Genomic DNA, 17,230 nt, shown 5'->3' with positions numbered 1-17,230 from the left:
GGGGCGGGGTCAGGCTCGGACGATCGACGTGCCGTCGACAGTGATCGGGATCTCGGTGAGCCCCCGGGTCGCGGGGCCGCCGAGGCGGGCGCCGTCGGCTACCGCGAAGGTGGAGTTGTGCGCCGGGCAGGTGATCACCCCGTCGCTTGGCGCGCCGACCCGTACGCCCTGGTGCGGGCAGGTCGTGTCGTACGCCCTGAACGTGCCGGCCTCCGGTTGCACGACCAGCACGCCGCTGCTCACCGTGCCTCCGCCCACCGGCACGTCGGCGGTGCGGGCCAGCACGGTTCCGGGAGTGGCGGCCGCCTGACCGGTCGGGCCGTCACCGGCGCCGCAGGCGCTGAGCAGCCCGGCGGCGCCGACCGCGCCGGCCCCGGTGAGCAGCGCCCGCCGGCTCAGGCACCAGCGGTTGTCGCGGAGGAAGTCCTGCCCGTCGTACACAGTCGTCGCCTCTCTCGTCGCGGCCCGGACCGCCGTCGCCCGGTGGCTCGCCGGACCAGCCTGCCCCACCGGACTGAACGCGCGATGCGAGCGGGCTGGACGGTGCCTGGGTGCGCGCGGCGGGCGGGCCCGTACGATGCTCCGGTGATTCTTCGGGGTACGGTCCGCGCCGATCGTCCGCTGGTGGTGCTCGCCGTGGGGGAGGAGGCCCGCTACCTCCCGCCGGATCTGCCGGTGCTGCTCACCGGCATGGGCAAGGTCAACGCCGCCAGCGCGGTGTCGGCGGTGCTGGCCGCCGGGCCCCGCCCCAGCCTGCTGCTCAACCTGGGTACGGCCGGTGCGCTGCGCCCCGGGTGGGCGGGCATCCACGAGGTCGCCACCGTGCTCCAGCACGACCTGGACACGGCCCTGCTGCGCACGCTCACCGGTGAGACGTACGGGGCGCCGCTGGCGCTGGCCGCCGAGGGGGCGGTGCTGGCCACCGGTGACACGTTCGTGGCCGACGACGACGCGCGGGACCGGTTGGCCCAGCGGGCCGACCTGGTCGACATGGAGGGGTACGCGGTGGCGTGGGCCGCCGCGCAGGCGGGTGTGCCCTGCCGGCTGGTCAAGCAGGTGAGTGACGAGGCGGGCGACGGCGCGGCCCGGACCTGGAAGGAGTCGGTGGACGCGTGCGCCCGGGACCTCGCCGACTGGGCCGTCAGACACCTCGCCTGACCGTCGCGGTCAGCCGGCGGGCTGGGGTCCGAGGCCTCGCCTGGTCTCCCGACGGTCGCTGCGGGGGACCAGGACGTGCGCGGCCAGGGCGAAAGCGACGATCGCGGTGACGAGTACCGGTGGCCAGCCACCGGCCCAGGGCAGCAGCAGCAGGGGCAACAGTTGCCAGGCCATTCGTCCCCACGGCACGCGGCCGGACAGCAGGTAGGCGAACAGTGCCCGACCGAGCACGAACACCAGCGGCCCGCCGATGATCAACATCAGCCACCGCGCCGGGGTCGGTCCGGTCGGACGGTCGACGACCAGGTCGAAGGAGGCCGCCGTGACGGCCACGCCGACCAGCAGCACCAGATGGGTGTACGGGGCGATCCGGGTGGACCGGCCGGGCACCGACGCGGCGGCGGTCTCCAGCAGCTCGCCCGCCCGGTAGACGTAGATCTGCCAGAGCAGCAGCATGATCGCGAACCCGCAGAGCAGGGCGGTGATCCGCAAGCTGTCGAACTCGCTGCGGCTGAGTTCCAGGGTGGGCACCAGGATGATGTCGCCGAGGGCCAGGATGACGAACTGCTGGTACCGCTCGCCCAGGTGCGCGGTGGTCCGGTCGTACTGGTCGAGGGGCACCCGGCCGAGCCACGGTGTGGGGTAGCGCGCCGCCGCGGAGAGCAGGTCGATAGCGATCGCGATGGTCCAGATCCACCAGCGGTCGGCGTCGGTAAGCGCGCCGATGATCCAGAGGACGCCGGACACCAGGAACCAGAACAGGAACCGGGTGGCTCGCGCCATGGCCGAGCGGTGCCGCTGCCGGTACAAGGTGCTGACCAGGACGATGCCGCGGACCACGTGGGTGCCGACGTAGGCGAGGGCGAAGACCGTGGCCTGCCCTGTGGTGATCATCGGCAGCGATGCGGCCATCCCGACCGAGCCGACCATGGCGACCATGGCGACCATGAGGATGGCCTGGATGGGGCGTTGCTGAGGGTCGTAGAACTCGGTGGTGGTGGAGGTGACCGACCACGTCCACCAGATCGCCGTCAGCATCAGCGCCACCGCCGCGCTCTGTGCCCAGGACTCCTGGTCGGCGAGCAGCTTCGAGGTCTGCGCGAGCGCGGCCACGAAGACCACGTCGAAGAGCAGCTCCAGCAGCGTCGCCCGGGTCGAGCCGTCCAGGCGGCGTACCAGCGCCGGGGTACCTCTGGTGGTCATGCCCGGCCTCCCGCCGCGTCCTCCGGAATTATCGGCGGCGTCGGCGGCACCCGTCCGAGGATCGGCGATTCCCGCAGGTGCGACGTCGGCGCGAGGTTGCCACGGCGCCGGCCGCGGGGTGATGCTTGCTACATCCACATATCTCGATCTCTGCGGAGGTTCGGATGCGCCGCTCCCCGCTCGTCGCCCTCGCCCTGACCGTCCTCGTCCTCGTCGCGCCCGGCACCGCGCAGGCCGGTGTGCCCGACCGGTCCACCGCCGAGCCCGCCCTCGTGCTGGCCGAGGTCCGTACGGCGGGCACCGCCTGGGGCCTCGACCCGGTCACCGGCCGGATGACCCTCACCGTCGACGACACCGTCGCCCCCGCCGACCGGGCGGCCCTGCGGGCGGCGGCCGACCGGGCCGGCGCGCTGCTGCGCCACGAACCCGGAACGCTGCGGACCCTGATCGCCGCCGGCCAGGGCATCTACGGCAGCGGCAGGCGTTGCTCGCTCGGCGCGAACGTGCGCAGCGGCAGCACCTACTACGTGATCACCGCCGGGCACTGCACCGCCGCCGTCAGCGCCTGGTACGCCGACAGCGCGCAGACCACCGTGCTCGGCACCCGCACCGGCACCAGCTTCCCGAGCAACGACTACGGGCTGATCCGCTACACCGGCCGCATCGCCCATCCCAGCGCCGTCTACACCCATCCCGGACTGCTCACGATCTACGGCGCCGGCAACGCGTACGTGGGGCAGGCGGTGTGCCGCAGCGGCGCCACGACCGGGGTGCGCTGCGGCAGCGTCACCGGGCTCAACCAGACGGTCAACTACGCCGAGGGCGCGGTCTACGGTCTGATCCGCACCAACATCTGCGCCGAACCGGGAGACAGCGGCGGCCCGCTGTACGTGGCGTCCACCGGCACCATCATCGGCATCCTCTCCGGTGGCAGCGGCAACTGCACCTCCGGCGGCACCAGCTACTACCAGCCGATAACGGAGGTGCTCGCCGCGTACGGGCTGACCCTGCCCTGACCCCAGCGGGACGGCTTGCCCGCCGCGCGCGGCACGTCCTAGGCTCGGTGGCGCCCCGGCCCCCTGCCCGTGAGGACGTGCGCCCCCATGCCATCGGACCTTCGGCCCGACCGTCCGAGTGGCCCGACCAGCCCGGTGTCGGTCGAGGTGGCGGCGGTGGGGGAGACAATGGTGGTGCTCTGCCCCGCCCCCGGTGTGCCACTTCAGGACGCCGGGGGCGTCGCCGTCTCGGTCGGCGGCGCGGAGTCCAACGTGGCCGGTTACCTGGCCCGGCTCGGGCACCTGGCGACCTGGGTGAGCCGGGTCGGCGACGACCCGTTCGGCAGGGCCGTCGTCCGGCACGTCGCCGCCGCCGGCGTACGCGTGGACTCCGTACGGGTCGACCCGGGTGCCCCCACCGGCCTGTACGTGAAGGACCCCGGCCCGGCCGGCACCGCCGTGCACTACTACCGGGCCGGTTCGGCGGCCTCCCGGATGGACACCGGCACGCTCGCCGACCCCCTGCTGGCCGGCGCCCGGGTGCTGCACCTGTCCGGGATCACCCCGGCACTCTCGGCCACCTGCCGGGCACTGACCGAGCACGCGGTGACCGACCGGCCGCTGCCGGACGCGCTTGTCAGCTTCGACGTCAACCACCGGGCCCGGCTCTGGCCTGTCGACGAGGCCGCGCCGGTGCTGCGTGACCTCGCCGACCGCAGCGACCTCGTCTTCGTCGGCCAGGACGAGGCGTTCGCCCTGTGGGACACCGCCGACCCGATGGCCGTACGCCGGCTGCTGCCCGGCCCGGGGACAGTGGTGGTCAAGGACGGCGCGGTGGGCGCCACCGCGCTGTGCCGTGACGCCGAGCCGGTCTTCGTGCCGGCACCCCTGGTGAACGTGGTGGAGCCGGTCGGGGCCGGGGACGCGTTCGCCGGTGGCTACCTGGCCGGGCTGCTGCGCGGCCTCGACCTGACGGGGCGGCTGCGCCTCGGTCATCTCGTCGCCGCGCAGGCGTTGGGCAGCATCGGCGACAACGCCCCGCTGCCGCGGTGGTCGTGGTTCGAGCGCCTGCTCGACGCCCCCGACGACGCCTGGTCACCTCTGGACCTGACCTCGGATGGAGTGGGCCATGACCACAACGGACTTTGAGCAGATCTTCGGCGGCGCCCGGGTGATGGCGATCCTGCGCGGCCTGCCGGTGGCCGAGACCGTCCGGCTCGCCGTTCGCGCCTGGGATCTCGGCATCGACGTGGTGGAGGTCCCGGTGGCCACGCCCGACGCGGTGCCGGCGCTGCGCGCCGCCGTCGAGGCCGGTGCCGAGCGTGGCCGGATCGTCGGGGCCGGCACGGTCCTCGACGGTGGGCAGGTCGCGGCGGCGGCCGACGCGGGGGCCGCGTTCACCGTGGCGCCCGGTCTTGACCTCGCCGTCGCGGACGCCGCCGCCGCGCGAGGCCTGCCGCACCTTCCCGGTGTGGCCACCCCGACCGAGGCGCAGCAGGCGCTGCGGCACGGCCTCACCTGGCTCAAGGCGTTCCCGGCGATCTCCCTCGGGCCGGCCTGGTTCCGGGCGATCGCCGGCCCCCTGCCGCAGTTGCGCTTCGTCGCCACCGGCGGCCTCGACGCGGGCAACGCCGCCGCGTTCCTCGACGCTGGCGTACGGGTGGCGGCCGTGGGCTCGGCCCTGTCCGACCCCACCCAGCTCGACGCGCTGGCCAAGCTGGCGACGCACCCGCGCTGAGCCGCCGACCGCGCCGTTCCGGTCGGCGGCGGTCCGGTGCGGTCAGCCGGTGGTCGCCGGCCGGTCGAGGAAGAGCAGCCGGGCGCGTTTCTCCGGCAGGTCGATCAGCGGTCCGGTCCGGAACCCGGCGCGCAGGAACCGGTTGACGGCGCGGTCGTTGCGGGCGTCGGGTTCCATCACGACCCGCAGCCGGTCCGGGTCGGCGAGGACGAAGTCGAGGATCGCGCCGAACAGTGTGCCGGTGAAGCCGCGCTCGACCGCCACCGGCGGCCCGACGAGCAGGTGCACGCCGATGTCGCCGGGGCGTACGTCGTAGCAGTCGCCGACCGGGTCGGCCTCGGGCTGGTAGGTCTGCGCCAGCGCGACCGGCACGCCGTCGCGGTGCACCAGGTACGCGTGGTGGGTGTCGAGCGAGTCGAGGTACGCGTAGATCTCCCGCACCCGCTCGCGGCTGGCGTCCCGCATCCCCCAGAATCGGGCCCGCTCCTGGGTGACCCAGGCGTGCAGCAGGTCGACGTCCTCGTCCGGCCGCACGGGGCGGATGGTGACCACACCGAACCCGTCGACGTCGCGCCGGTAGTGGTGTCGATCAGTGATCATGCGTCTCCTCCACGAGGTGATCCCAGTCGGTGACCACCGGCAGCAGTTTGCCGGCCAGCCAGGCGGCGCTCTGGTCGTCGTGGTGCGGGTCGCCGGGCACCCCGCAGGCGCCCAGCGGGACCACCCAGCGGCTGTCCTCGCGCCGCGCCAGGTCCCAGACGAACCGGGCGGCCGGCCCCCGGAAGCACCTGTGGGTGACCCCGGGCACGCTCGAGGTGGCGAGCACGCAGTCGTGGTCGCCGTCGAGCCCGGGCCCCGGGCCGGCCTGCGGGTCGGGCAGCGCCCGCCACGGCGCCAGCCGGTGCAGGTCCCCCCAGCGCGTGGACCCGTCCGCCGTGCCGGCGACCTCCGCGAGAGCCGCGCCGACAAGCGCGGCGATGTCCACGTCGGGCAGCCGAGTGCCGTCGAGCAGCTGCTCCAGCGCGTAGCCGACCCGCGGCGTCAGCGCCAGCCAGGGCGCGAACACCTCCGGGTACGCGGGCGGCTCCGCCACCGCCGCGAGGGCCGGGTGGGCGGCGATCCGGCGTACGACAGCCGCGCGCAGCGTGGCGAAGTCGGCGGCGTAGGTGCTGTCGGCGGCCATCCGGCGGTCCCAGCGCAGCAGCCGGTCGCGCAGCGCGGCGGCGTCCGGGTCGAGCCCGGTCAGTCCGGCGAGCACCGCCAGCAGTGGGCCGGCCGAGGCCAGGTGCGTGTCGGTGTGCACGGTTGCCATCCGGTCGGCCGTCCAGTCCCCGTCGGCGGCGAGCAGCTCGGCGATCCGGCGCGCGCGGTGCGGCGGCGCGAACTCGACGCCGAGCGGCGCCGACAGGCCGCGTTCGTTCGCCATCACCGCCTGCCCGGTCACCTCGGCGCGGGGCATCGGCGCGTACCAGCCCTGCCAGGCGTGCCGCTCCTCCCAGGAGGGGACCACCCGGCGGCCGTTGTCCGGATGCCGTACCGGCACCGCTCCCGCCACCCGGTGCAGCAGCCCACCGGCGGTGTCCGCCGCCTGCACCACGTTGACTGGCTCGACCCAGTGCCGCAGCGCCCGGTCCACATCGGCCACCGTACGGGCGCGCAGCAGCTCCGGCAGTGCGGCGAAGCCCAGTTCGGCGCGGACCCGTGGCGGGTAGCGCAGGCTCAGCGCGGTGGGCTCGTCCGGTCCGCCGGCGATCACCGGACCCCTGTCGGTCTCCAGTACCTCCACCTCGACCGGCGGCGCCCCGGCCACCTCGACCGTCTCGACGTGCCGGTGCGCGGGCTGCCAGCCGTCCGGGCCGAGCGCCCGCACGCCGGGGCCGTCGCGGCGCAGCCGCTCGGCGTACACGTCCTGGTAGTCGGCCATCGCGTTGGTGATCGCCCAGGCCACCGCTCCGGTGTGGCCGAAGTGGGCGATGCCCGGCACTCCCGGCACCGCCAGGCCGACCACGTCGTACTCCGGGCAGGCCAGCCGGATCTGCTGGTAGACGCCGGGGTCCTCGATGAACCGGTGCGGGTCGCCGGCGAGAAGCGCCGCGCCGGTGCCGGTGCGTCCGGCGGCGAGCAGCCAGCCGTTGCTGCCGGCCACGGCCGGCCCGTCGGTGGCGAACATCCCCGTCGCGTCCGGGCCGAGCCGCTGCGCCACGTACGTCCGCCAGAGCTTGCCCGGGAACCCGGCGAACAGGATGTGGTGGCCCAGCCAGACCGCGAGCGGCGTCCACGGCTTCCACCGGCCCGGCGCCAGCCCGGTGGCGGCGAACTCCGGTGCCCGGGCGGCCCCGGCGGCCAGGCCGGCGTTCACCCCTGTCACGTACGCGCCCACCCACTCGGCCGTCGCCGCGTCCAGGGCGGCGTGGCAGCGGCGGGCGGTGTCGTCGAGGCGTACCTGCCGGGCGAACAGGTCCCAGGCGACCGCGTCGGGGCCGAGGAAGGCGGCGCTGGTGCCCTGCGACCTGTGCCGTTCCACCTCGATCTGCCACGCCCGGTCGTACGCGGTCACCCGGCCCTGCTCGGCCGCCAGGGTCAGCGCGTCGTCGGCGCGCAGGTGCGGCACGCCCCACCGGTCGCGGAACCGGCGCGTGCTCACGCCGGCTCGGTGGCTCGGCGGCGGGCGGCGGGGACGACGAGCGGTGTGCCGGTCTCCGGGTCGTCGATCACCCGGCAGGGTAGCCCGAACACCTCGTTGACCAGGTCGGCGGTGACCACCGTCGCCGGATCGCCGGCGGCCACCACCCGGCCGTCGCGCATGGCGATGAGGTGGGTGGCGTAGCGGGCCGCGTGGTTGAGGTCGTGCAGCACCGCGACGAGGGTGCGGCCCTGCTCCTCGTGCAGTCGGGCGCAGAGGTCCAGGATCTCGATCTGGTGGGCGATGTCCAGGTAGGTGGTCGGCTCGTCGAGCAGCAGCAGCGGGGTCTGCTGGGCCAGCGCCATGGCCAGCCACACCCGCTGCCGCTGCCCACCGGACAGCTCGTCGACGAGCCGGTCGGCGAGGTCGTCGACCCCTGTCGCGGCCATCGACTCCTGGACCACCCGCTCGTCCTCGCGGGACCACTGCCGCAGCAGCCCCTGGTGGGGGTAGCGGCCCCGGGCGACCAGTTCGGCCACGCTGATGCCGTCCGGCGCGATCGACGACTGCGGCAGCAGGCCGAGGGTACGGGCCACGGTGCGGGCGGACTGGTCGTGGATGTCCCGCCCGTCCAGCAGCACCGCGCCGGCGTTCGGGCGCAGCATCCGCGACAGCGCGCGCAGCAGTGTCGACTTGCCGCACGCGTTCGGACCGATGATCACCGTGAACGACTGGTCCGGAATGGCAACTGTCAGGTTCTCGGCGATGACGCGCCTGTCGTAGGCGAGCGTCAGCGCGGTGCCGCCGAGCCGGGTGCTGCCGGGGTGCATCTGTGCTCCTTCGAGGGGATCGCGGGTGGTCACAGTCGACCCGCCCGCCGTTCGACGGCCAGCAGCCAGACCAGGTAGCCGCCGCCGATCACTCCGGTCACCACGCCGACCGGGAGTTGGTGCCCGGTGAACGCGCGTTGGGCCAGCAGGTCGGCGCCGACCAGCAGCGCCGCGCCGACCGCCATCGACGGCAGCAGGTTGGGCCCGGGTGCCCGGGTCAGCCGTCTGGTGACGTGCGGCGCGACGAGCGCCACGAACGACACCGGCCCGGCGGCGGCTGCCGCGAACGACACGAGCAGCACCGCCGAGGCGAGCAGCACCAGACGCAGCCGGACGACCGGCACGCCGAGGGCGCTCGCGGTGTCGTCACCCAGTTCCATCATCCGCAGCGCCGACGCGCAGGCGACCAGGACAACAGGCGCCAGCACGGCCGTGACGGCGAGCAGCGGGCCGGCGTTGGCCCAGCCGCGCCCGTCCAGGCTGCCGGTGAGCCAGAGCACGGCGCGGGCGGCGTCCATCAGCGGCGCCCGGGTCAGCAGGTAGCCGTTGACGCCGGTGAGGATCGCGGCGACGCCGATGCCGACCAGGATGAGCCGGTAGCCGTGCACGCCGCGTCGCCAGGCGAGCGCGTAGATCACCAGGCCGGTGGCGATCCCACCGACGACCGCCGCGCCCGCGAGGGCCAGGCTGCTGCCGCCGAGGACGACCACCACCAGCGCGCCTGTCGACGCGCCCTGGGTGAAGCCGAGGATGTCGGGGCTGCCCAGCGGATTGCGGACCAGGGACTGGAAGATCGTGCCGGCCAACGCCAGCGCCGCGCCGACCAGCAGGGCGGTGACCAGCCGGGGCAGCCGCAGCTCGGTGACGATGAACTGCTCCGCCGGGGTGCCGCCGCCGGTCAGGGTGCGCAGCACGTCGGCCGGGCCGATCGGGTAGTCGCCGCTGCCGATGGCGACCAGGCCGAGCCCGGCCGCGAGCAGGGTGGCGCCCGCGCCGACGGCCAGCGCCCGGGGGCGGAACCGCACGGACAAGCCGCCTGGGGTACGCAGGACGCTCACGGGTGTGCCACCCGCGATCGGCTGACCAGCCAGAGGAAGAGCGGGCCGCCGAGCACGGCGGTCACCATGCCGACCTGGAGCTCACCCGGGCGGCCCAGCACCCGGCCGAGCACGTCCGCGCCGAGCAGCAGCGCCGGCGCGAGCACCGCGCAGTAGGGCAGCAGCCAGCGCAGGTCGGGGCCGGTCAGGGCGCGTACGAGGTGCGGCACCAGCAGTCCGACGAACACGATCGGGCCGCAGGCGGCGGTGGCCGCGCCGCAGAGCAGGGTGACCGCGACGATCACGGCGGCGCGGATCAGCGCCGGTCGGGCGCCCAGGGCGCGTGCCGTGTCGTCGCCGAGCGCGAGGGCGTTCAGCGGTCGCGCGGCGGCCAGGGCCACCAGGAGACCGGCCAGGATGAACGGCGCGACCCGGGTCACTGTCGCCGCGTCCGCGCTGGCCAGCGAGCCGACCGTCCAGAACCGCAGCCGGTCCAGCGAGGCGGCGTCGAGCAGCATCACGGCGCTCACGTACGAGTAGAGGGTGGCGTTGAGCGCCGCCCCGGCCAGTGCGAGGCGGGCGGGGGTGGCCCCGCGTCCGCCGCCCACGGCGTAGACGAGCGCGGTGACCACTGCCGCGCCGAGCAGCGCGAACCAGACGTACCCGCCGATGGCGGTGACGCCCAGGAAGGCGGCGGCGGTGGCGACGGCGGCGGACGCGCCGGCGTTGATGCCGAGCAGCCCGGGGTCGGCCAGGGGGTTGCGGGTGAGGGCCTGCATCACCGCGCCGGCCACGCCGAGCGCCGTGCCGGCAAGGAGCCCGAGCAGGGTACGCGGCAGGCGCATCCGGTGCACCACCGCGTACTCGGTGGCGTCGCGGTCCAGCAGACCGGACCAGACGTCGGCGAGCGGTAGCGACTTCGCGCCGACCGCGATGCTGAGCAGCAGGATCACGCCGAGCAGCGCCACGGCGCCGAGGAGCCCGGCGGCGCGGGCCGCCCGGCGCCGCACCGGGGGAGGGGCCGTGGACCTCGTCGGCACGGGAGGTGCCGCTCTGGTGACGGTGGGTGTGGCGTCCAGTGTGGGCTCCGGAGTTGTGCGACACGTCGGTACCGCTGTTGACAATGACCGAGGTTAGGCTAACCTAACCCCGCTGTCCTGGTCGACCCCGGCCCTCCCTTGATCGAAAGACGACACCATGCCCGATGCACTGTCCTCCCGTCGCCTGTCTCGTCGTGGCCTGCTGGCCGCCGGCGGTGCCGCCACGCTTGCCGCCCTGCTCGCCGGCTGCGGCAAGGACGATGCCGCCAAACCCGCCACCAGCAACGGCGGTGGCCCTTGGTCGTTCACCGACGACCGCGGCAAGAAGATCGAGGCAGCGGCCCGCCCGGCCCGGGTGGTGGCCTTCACCGGCGTGGCGGCGGCTCTGGTCGATTTCGGTCTCGACAAGCAGCTCGTCGGCGTGTTCGGCGAGACCAAGCGCACCGACGGGACCGTCGACCCGCAGGCAGGGGACCTGAACGTCGAAGCCGTGGAGATCATCGGCAACGTGTGGGGCGAGTTCAGCCTGGAGAAGTACGCGGCGCTGCGCCCCGAGCTGCTGGTCACCCACATGTACGACCCGGACGCCCTCTGGTACGTGCCGGACGAGAGCAAGGACAAGATCCTGCCGCTCGCGCCGAGCGTGGCCGTCACCACCGCCCGGGTGCCGATGACCAAGCCGATCGAGCGGTACGCCGCGCTTGCCGAGTCGCTCGGCGCGGACCTCTCGGCGAAGAAGGTCACCGACGCGAAGACCCGCTTCGACGCCGCCGCCGAGGCGGTCCGCCAAGCGGTCAAGGCCAACCCCGGCATCAAGGTGATGGCCTGCTCCGGCAGCCCCGACCTGTTCTACGTCTCCAACCCGAAGGTCAGCACCGACCTCATGTACTTCGCCGAGCTGGGCGTGGACATCGTCGTTCCGACCAAGCTCGAAGCCGGCGACTACTTCGAGGCGCTGAGCTGGGAGAACACCGGCAAGTTCCCGGCCGACCTGATCCTGCTGGACAACCGCAGCACCGCGCTTCAGCCCAAGGACCTCGCCGCCAAGCCGACCTGGCAGCAACTGCCGGCGGTCAAGGCCAACCAGGTCACCCCGTGGGACGCGGTGCCCCGCTTCTCGTACGCGGGTGCCGCGCCGTTGCTGGAGAACCTCGCCACCGCCATCCGGAACGCGAAGAAGATCAGCTGACGCCCGGAGTGAACTCCGCCGCCGGTCACCGGCGGCACGGAGTCGCTGCGGTGGCCGCCTGAGCAGCGACCCCATCGACGGCAGCACGGCCCCCGGCGCGACAACGCGCCGGGGGTGGGTTCCGGCTGCCCATCGCCGAGAACGTGGAGGACATCCGTGACCGTGCCTACGTACCCCGTCGAGACCACCGCGCCGCCAACGGCGCCGGCGACCGCCCCGGCCGCGCAGCTGCTGAACCAGGGCTCCGTCGAGCAGTACCGGCAGGCGATCGCCGCCGGCGTCGACCGGGTCGCCCGCCGGGTGGCCGACGTGGACCGTCCCGGCACCGGCGTGACACCCGCCGACCTGGCACCGCTTGTCGACAGTGTCGACCTGGACCGACCGCTCGGTGAGGCCGGCGCCGCCCTGGACGAGCTGGAGGACGTCTACCTGCGCGACGCCGTCTGGTTCCACCACCCCCGCTACCTCGCCCACCTCAACTGCCCGGTGGTCATCCCGGCGCTGCTCGGCGAGGCCGTGCTCACCGCGGTCAACTCCTCCCTGGACACCTGGGACCAGAGCGCCGGAGCCACCCTCATCGAGCGCCGGCTGATCGACTGGACCGCCCGGCGGATCGGCCTCGGCCCGGACGCCGACGGGGTGTTCACAAGCGGCGGCAGCCAGTCCAACCTCCAGGCGCTGCTGCTGGCCCGGGAGGAGGCGTGCGTCGACGCACTCGCCCCGGCGGCCCGCGCCGAGCTGCTGCCCCGGCTGCGGGTGCTCACCTCGGCGGCCGGTCATTTCAGCGTGCAGAAGTCCGCCAAGCTGCTCGGGCTCTCCCCGGACGCGGTGATCGCCGTCCCCACCGACGCCGGGCGGCGGATCCGCCCCAGCGCGGTCCGCGAGGAGATCGCCAGGTGCCGGCAGGCCGGGCTGGTGGTGATGGCCGTCGTCGGCACCGCCGGCACCACCGACTTCGGCTCCATCGACCCGCTCGCCGAGCTGGCCGGGATCTGCGCGGCGGCCGGCGTGTGGCTGCACGTGGACGCCGCGTACGGCTGCGGTCTGCTCGTCTCGCCGACGCGCCGGCAGCTGCTCGACGGCATCGAGCGGGCCGACTCGGTGACCGTCGACTACCACAAGTCGTTCTTCCAGCCGGTCAGCTCCAGCGCGCTGCTGGTCCGCGACCGGCGGGTGCTGCGGCACGCCACCTACCACGCCGACTACCTCAACCCGGCGCGGATGGTGGAGCAGCGCATCCCCAACCAGGTCGACAAGAGCCTGCAGACCACCCGCCGCTTCGACGCGCTCAAGCTCTGGCTGACGCTGCGGGTGATGGGCCCGGACGCGCTCGGCGCGCTCTTCGACGAGGTGGTCGACCGGGCCGCCGACGCGTGGCGGCTGGTCGACGAGGACCCCCGCTTCGAGGTGGTCACCCGCTCGCAGTTGAGCACAGTGGTGTTCCGCTACCTGCCCACCGGCCCGGGCCGCGACCTGGCCGACGCCGCCAACCTGCACGCCCGCGAGGCCCTGGCGTCTTCCGGCCTCGCCGTCGTCGCCGGCACCCGTGTGGACGGCCTGCACTTTCTCAAGTTCACCCTGCTCAACCCCGCCACGACAGTCGACGACATCGGCCACGTGCTGGACCTGATCGCCGGCCACGCCGGGCGGTACGTGCGCGACCACGTCGCGGCCGACCTGACCTGCCCCGTCGGCTGACCCCAAACCCCGCGCCTGGAGAAGAAGATGTCCACCCACGACTTCGTCGCCATCGGCCTCGGCCCGTACAACCTGGGTCTGGCCTGCCTCACCGCGCCGATCGACGAGCTTGACGGCGTGTTCCTGGAGGCCCGCCCGAGCCTCGCCTGGCACCCCGGCATGCTGCTGGAGTCGGCCCGGTTGCAGACCCCGTTCATCGCCGACCTGGTCAGCCTCGCCGACCCGACCTCGCCGTACTCCTTCCTCAACTACCTCAAGGAGATCGGCCGGCTCTACCCGTTCTACATCCGGGAGAGCTTCTACCCGCTGCGCAGCGAGTACGACGCGTACTGCCGGTGGGCGGCGGCGAAGCTGCCGAACCTGCGCTTCGGTCAGACGGTGACCACAGTGGAGTTCGACGCGGCCGACGACAGGTACGTGGTGCGGGCCAGCACCGGCGAGTCCGGGAGCGTCGAGTACCGGGCCCGGCACCTGGTGCTCGGCACCGGCACCCCGCCGCACCTGCCCGACGCCGTCGCCGGCCTGCCCGGCGACGCCGTGCACAACTCGCGCTACCTGGAACACCGGGACGCGCTGCGCACCAGGCGGAGCATCACCGTGGTCGGCAGCGGGCAGAGCGCCGCCGAGATCTACCACGACCTGCTCGGGGACATCGACAGGTACGGCTACCAGCTGAACTGGGTGACCCGCTCGCCGCGGTTCTTCCCGCTCGAATACACGAAGCTGACGCTGGAGATGACCTCACCGGACTACGTGGACTACTTCCACGCGCTGCCCGAGGTGACCCGTTACCGGCTGGAGGCCGAACAGAAGGGCCTGTTCAAGGGGATCAACGCCGACCTGATCAACGACATCTTCGACCAGCTCTACGCGCACAGCGTCAACGGGCCGGTGAACACGCGGCTGCTCACCAACACCGAGCTGGTCGGCGCCGAGCACCGGGACGGCGCGTACGCGCTGCGGCTGCGTCAGGTGGAGCAGGAGCGCGACTTCGCCCTGCGGACCGAGGGACTGGTGCTGGCCACCGGCTACCGCTACCGGGTGCCGGAGTTCCTCGCACCGGTGGCCGACCGGATCCGCTGGGACTCCCACGGCCGCTTCGACGTGGCCCGTAACTACAGCATCGACCACACCGGGCGGGGGATCTTCCTGCAGAACGGGGGCACCCACACGCACAGCATCACCTCGCCGGACCTGGGCATGGGCGCGTACCGCAACTCGTGGATCATCCGTGAGCTGCTCGGGCGGGAGCACTACCCGATCGAGAAGAGCATCACCTTCCAGGAGTTCGGGGTGACGTCGTGACGGGCGTCTTCACCCGCGTCGACGACCGGCTCGGCGAGTTCGCGCTGCGAACGCTCGACCCGGACGCCGACGCCACGCTGCTGCACGGCTGGGTGACCCACCCGAAGGCGTCGTTCTGGCTCATGCAGGACGCCGACGAGGCCGAGGTGGCCGAGGAGTACCGGCGGATCGCCGCGCACCCGCACCACGACGCGTACCTCGGCCTGTGGCGGGGCGGGCCGACCTTCCTGGCCGAGCGCTACGACCCGGCGTACGTCGAGCTGGTCGGACTGTACGACCACCAGCCCGGCGACGTGGGCATGCACTTCCTCTGCGCGCCCGTCGACGCTCCGGTGCACGGCTTCACCCGCGCGGTGCTCACCACAGTCATGGCGTGGCTCTTCGCCGACCCCGCCACGGTGCGGGTGGTGGTCGAGCCCGACGTGCGCAACACCGCCGTGCACGCGTTGAACGCCGCCGTCGGCTTCGAGGTCGTCGGCCCGATCGCCAAGCCCGAGAAGGACGCCCTGCTCAGCGTCTGCACCCGCGCCCAGTTCCACGCCGCCGTCATCGACCTCGAAGGAGCCCAGGCGTGACCGCCACCGCCGTCCCGACCCCCGCCGTCGCCGACCCGGTCGGGCATCTCACCCCGCGGCGCTGGGCCCGGGCGAACCGGCTGCTGGTCCGCAAGGCGCTCGCCGAGTTCACCCACGAACGGTTGCTCACCCCGGAGCCTGTCCCGGGCGACGACGACCGGCAGTGGTACGAGGTCCGCAGCGACGACGGCGCGGTCACCTACCGGTTCGCGGCCCGGGTGCTGGCGCTGGCGCACTGGCAGATCGACGCGGACAGCATCACCAGGCACCGCGACGGAGTATCGCTGCCGCCGGACGCGGTGGACCTGATCGTCGAGCTGCGCGGCTGCCTCGGGCTCTCGGCGCGGGTGCTGCCGGTCTACCTGGAGGAGATCACCTCCACCCTCGCCGGCACCGCGTACAAGCTGGCGCGGTCCGCGCCGAGCGCCGCCGAGCTGGCCGGGGCGGACTTCCAGACCATCGAGACGTCGATGACCGAGGGGCATCCCTGCTTCGTGGCCAACAACGGCCGGCTCGGCTTCGGCGTCGACGAGTACCACAGGTACGCCCCGGAGGCCGCCGAGGCGGTCCGGCTGGAGTGGCTGGCCGCGCACCGGGACCACTCGACGTTCAGCAGTGCCGCCGACCTCGACTACGACGCGCTCATCGAGAGCGAGCTGGACGCGGAGACCAGGGCCCGGTTCGCGGCCACGATGGCAGGCCTCGGCCTGGATCTGGCCGACTACCACCTGATCCCGGCGCACCCGTGGCAGTGGTGGAACAAGCTGGCCGTGACCTTCGCCGGTGAGCTGGCCGGGCGTCGGCTCGTGCACCTCGGCCCCGGCCCGGACGCGTACCTCGCGCAGCAGTCCATCCGCACCTTCTTCAACGTCACCGAGCCGCGCCGGCACTACGTGAAGACCGCATTGTCGGTACTGAACATGGGCTTCATGCGGGGGCTGTCCGCCGCGTACATGGCCGCCACGCCTGCCATCAACGACTGGCTGGCCGACCTGATCGCCGGGGACGAGGTGCTGACCGGCACCGGGTTGACGGTCATCCGGGAGCGGGCGGCGGTCGGCTACCGGCACCGGCAGTACGAGGCGGCCACCGAGCGCACCTCCCCGTACCGCAAGATGCTTGCCGCCCTGTGGCGCGAGAGCCCGGTGCCCGACCTGGCGCCGGGGGAGCGGCTGTCCACCATGGCCGCGCTGCTGCACGTGGACCACGACGGCGGTTCGCTGGCGGCGGCCCTGATCGACAGGTCCGGGCTGCCGGCCGAGGTGTGGCTGCGCCGTTACCTGGACGCGTACCTGACTCCGCTGCTGCACAGCTTCTACGCCCATGACCTGGCCTTCATGCCGCACGGCGAGAACGTCATCCTGGTCCTCGACGAGCGGGACACGGTCGTACGGGTGATCTTCAAGGACATCGCCGAGGAGATCGCGGTGATGAGCGCCGACGTCGAGCTGCCGGAGGCGGTGCAGCGGATCCGTGTCGACGTGCCCGACGACACGAAGCTGCTGAGCATCTTCACCGACGTGGTGGACTGCTTCCTGCGGCACCTCAACGCGGTGCTTGTCGAGGCCGGCGTGCTCGGCGAGGACGACTTCTGGCGTACGGTCGCCGCCTGCGCGGCCGACTACTTCGAGCGGGTGCCGCACCTGGCGGACCGGGTCCGGCACTACGACCTGTTCGCGCCGGAGTTCACGCTGTCCTGCCTGAACCGGCTCCAGTTGCGCGACAACCAGCAGATGATCGACCTGGCCGACCCGTCGGCCGCGCTCCAGTTCGTCGGCACCCTGACCAATCCGCTCGCCGCCCACGCCCCGACCGTCAGGTGACAGGGCCGGCGGCAGC

16 protein-coding genes are annotated in these 17,230 nt (G+C 73.4%); 9 read left to right on the top strand and 7 right to left on the bottom strand.

Annotated features, from left to right (window positions below; translation table 11 throughout):
* Positions 1-9 precede the first annotated feature (9 nt).
* On the bottom strand, positions 10-510 hold the full coding sequence (locus tag ACZ6N8_RS17850; RefSeq protein WP_466011157.1) for a Rieske (2Fe-2S) protein: 501 nt from the start codon (positions 508-510) through the stop codon (positions 10-12).
* A gap of 75 nt (positions 511-585) precedes the next feature.
* Here ACZ6N8_RS17850 and ACZ6N8_RS17845 point away from each other — a divergent pair, with 75 nt between their 5' ends.
* Positions 586-1,158: a nucleosidase gene (locus ACZ6N8_RS17845; protein ID WP_466011156.1), complete on the top strand. Its 573-nt coding sequence runs from the start codon at positions 586-588 to the stop codon at positions 1,156-1,158.
* A gap of 9 nt (positions 1,159-1,167) precedes the next feature.
* Here the strand turns inward: ACZ6N8_RS17845 and ACZ6N8_RS17840 are convergent, their stop codons facing one another.
* The gene (locus ACZ6N8_RS17840) at positions 1,168-2,361 is read right to left on the bottom strand and encodes a low temperature requirement protein A (RefSeq protein WP_466011154.1); all 1,194 of its coding nucleotides are present in this window, start codon (positions 2,359-2,361) and stop codon (positions 1,168-1,170) included.
* A 164-nt stretch (positions 2,362-2,525) separates the two neighbouring features.
* Between ACZ6N8_RS17840 and ACZ6N8_RS17835 the strand changes: the two genes are divergently transcribed.
* The 3 genes from ACZ6N8_RS17835 to ACZ6N8_RS17825 all read left to right on the top strand — a co-directional run bounded on the left by ACZ6N8_RS17835 (position 2,526) and on the right by ACZ6N8_RS17825 (position 5,094).
* A complete protein-coding gene (locus ACZ6N8_RS17835) occupies positions 2,526-3,377 on the top strand; it encodes a S1 family peptidase (protein WP_466011152.1) in 852 nt (283 codons plus the stop codon).
* Between the two features lie 87 nt (positions 3,378-3,464).
* Positions 3,465-4,505: a sugar kinase gene (locus ACZ6N8_RS17830; RefSeq protein ID WP_466011150.1), complete on the top strand. Its 1,041-nt coding sequence runs from the start codon at positions 3,465-3,467 to the stop codon at positions 4,503-4,505.
* Complete coding sequence (locus ACZ6N8_RS17825; protein ID WP_466011149.1) at positions 4,486-5,094, top strand: bifunctional 4-hydroxy-2-oxoglutarate aldolase/2-dehydro-3-deoxy-phosphogluconate aldolase; 609 nt, start codon at positions 4,486-4,488, stop codon at positions 5,092-5,094. Before ACZ6N8_RS17830 ends, ACZ6N8_RS17825 begins: the two co-directional genes overlap by 20 nt.
* A 42-nt stretch (positions 5,095-5,136) precedes the next feature.
* On the opposite strand, the gene ACZ6N8_RS17820 is transcribed toward ACZ6N8_RS17825, so the two are convergent.
* From ACZ6N8_RS17820 to ACZ6N8_RS17800, 5 genes are read right to left on the bottom strand one after another with little or no spacing between them, the layout of a single operon-like run.
* Positions 5,137-5,694 (bottom strand): GNAT family N-acetyltransferase, encoded by a 558-nt coding sequence (locus ACZ6N8_RS17820; protein ID WP_466011147.1) that lies wholly within the window; start codon positions 5,692-5,694, stop codon positions 5,137-5,139.
* Positions 5,684-7,738, bottom strand: a complete 2,055-nt coding sequence (locus tag ACZ6N8_RS17815; RefSeq protein WP_466011145.1) for a penicillin acylase family protein — start codon at positions 7,736-7,738, stop codon at positions 5,684-5,686. The genes ACZ6N8_RS17820 and ACZ6N8_RS17815 overlap by 11 nt, the downstream gene beginning before the upstream one ends.
* The gene (locus tag ACZ6N8_RS17810; protein ID WP_357981817.1) at positions 7,735-8,547 is read right to left on the bottom strand and encodes an ABC transporter ATP-binding protein; all 813 of its coding nucleotides are present in this window, start codon (positions 8,545-8,547) and stop codon (positions 7,735-7,737) included. The genes ACZ6N8_RS17815 and ACZ6N8_RS17810 overlap by 4 nt, the downstream gene beginning before the upstream one ends.
* A gap of 29 nt (positions 8,548-8,576) precedes the next feature.
* Entirely contained in the window at positions 8,577-9,605 is a 1,029-nt protein-coding gene (locus tag ACZ6N8_RS17805; RefSeq protein ID WP_466011144.1) for a FecCD family ABC transporter permease, read from the bottom strand.
* Positions 9,602-10,708: a FecCD family ABC transporter permease gene (locus ACZ6N8_RS17800; RefSeq protein WP_466011142.1), complete on the bottom strand. Its 1,107-nt coding sequence runs from the start codon at positions 10,706-10,708 to the stop codon at positions 9,602-9,604. Before ACZ6N8_RS17800 ends, ACZ6N8_RS17805 begins: the two co-directional genes overlap by 4 nt.
* Before the next feature lie 73 nt (positions 10,709-10,781).
* On the opposite strand from ACZ6N8_RS17800, the gene ACZ6N8_RS17795 reads away from it, so the two are divergent.
* The 5 genes from ACZ6N8_RS17795 to ACZ6N8_RS17775 all read left to right on the top strand — a co-directional run bounded on the left by ACZ6N8_RS17795 (position 10,782) and on the right by ACZ6N8_RS17775 (position 17,214).
* Positions 10,782-11,813, top strand: coding sequence for an ABC transporter substrate-binding protein (locus ACZ6N8_RS17795; protein ID WP_466011141.1), 1,032 nt, complete (start codon positions 10,782-10,784; stop codon positions 11,811-11,813).
* 156 nt (positions 11,814-11,969) lie between these two features.
* Positions 11,970-13,511: a pyridoxal phosphate-dependent decarboxylase family protein gene (locus ACZ6N8_RS17790; RefSeq protein ID WP_466011139.1), complete on the top strand. Its 1,542-nt coding sequence runs from the start codon at positions 11,970-11,972 to the stop codon at positions 13,509-13,511.
* Positions 13,512-13,538: 27 nt separating this feature from the next.
* Entirely contained in the window at positions 13,539-14,816 is a 1,278-nt protein-coding gene (locus tag ACZ6N8_RS17785) for a lysine N(6)-hydroxylase/L-ornithine N(5)-oxygenase family protein (RefSeq protein ID WP_466011137.1), read from the top strand.
* Complete coding sequence (locus ACZ6N8_RS17780) at positions 14,813-15,391, top strand: GNAT family N-acetyltransferase (protein WP_466011136.1); 579 nt, start codon at positions 14,813-14,815, stop codon at positions 15,389-15,391. Before ACZ6N8_RS17785 ends, ACZ6N8_RS17780 begins: the two co-directional genes overlap by 4 nt.
* The gene (locus ACZ6N8_RS17775) at positions 15,388-17,214 is read left to right on the top strand and encodes an IucA/IucC family protein (protein ID WP_466011134.1); all 1,827 of its coding nucleotides are present in this window, start codon (positions 15,388-15,390) and stop codon (positions 17,212-17,214) included. The genes ACZ6N8_RS17780 and ACZ6N8_RS17775 overlap by 4 nt, the downstream gene beginning before the upstream one ends.
* The last annotated feature ends 16 nt before the right edge of the window (positions 17,215-17,230 follow it).

The organism is Micromonospora sp. NPDC047521 (assembly GCF_055587305.1).
This window is presented reverse-complemented; position numbering and strand designations above follow the sequence as displayed.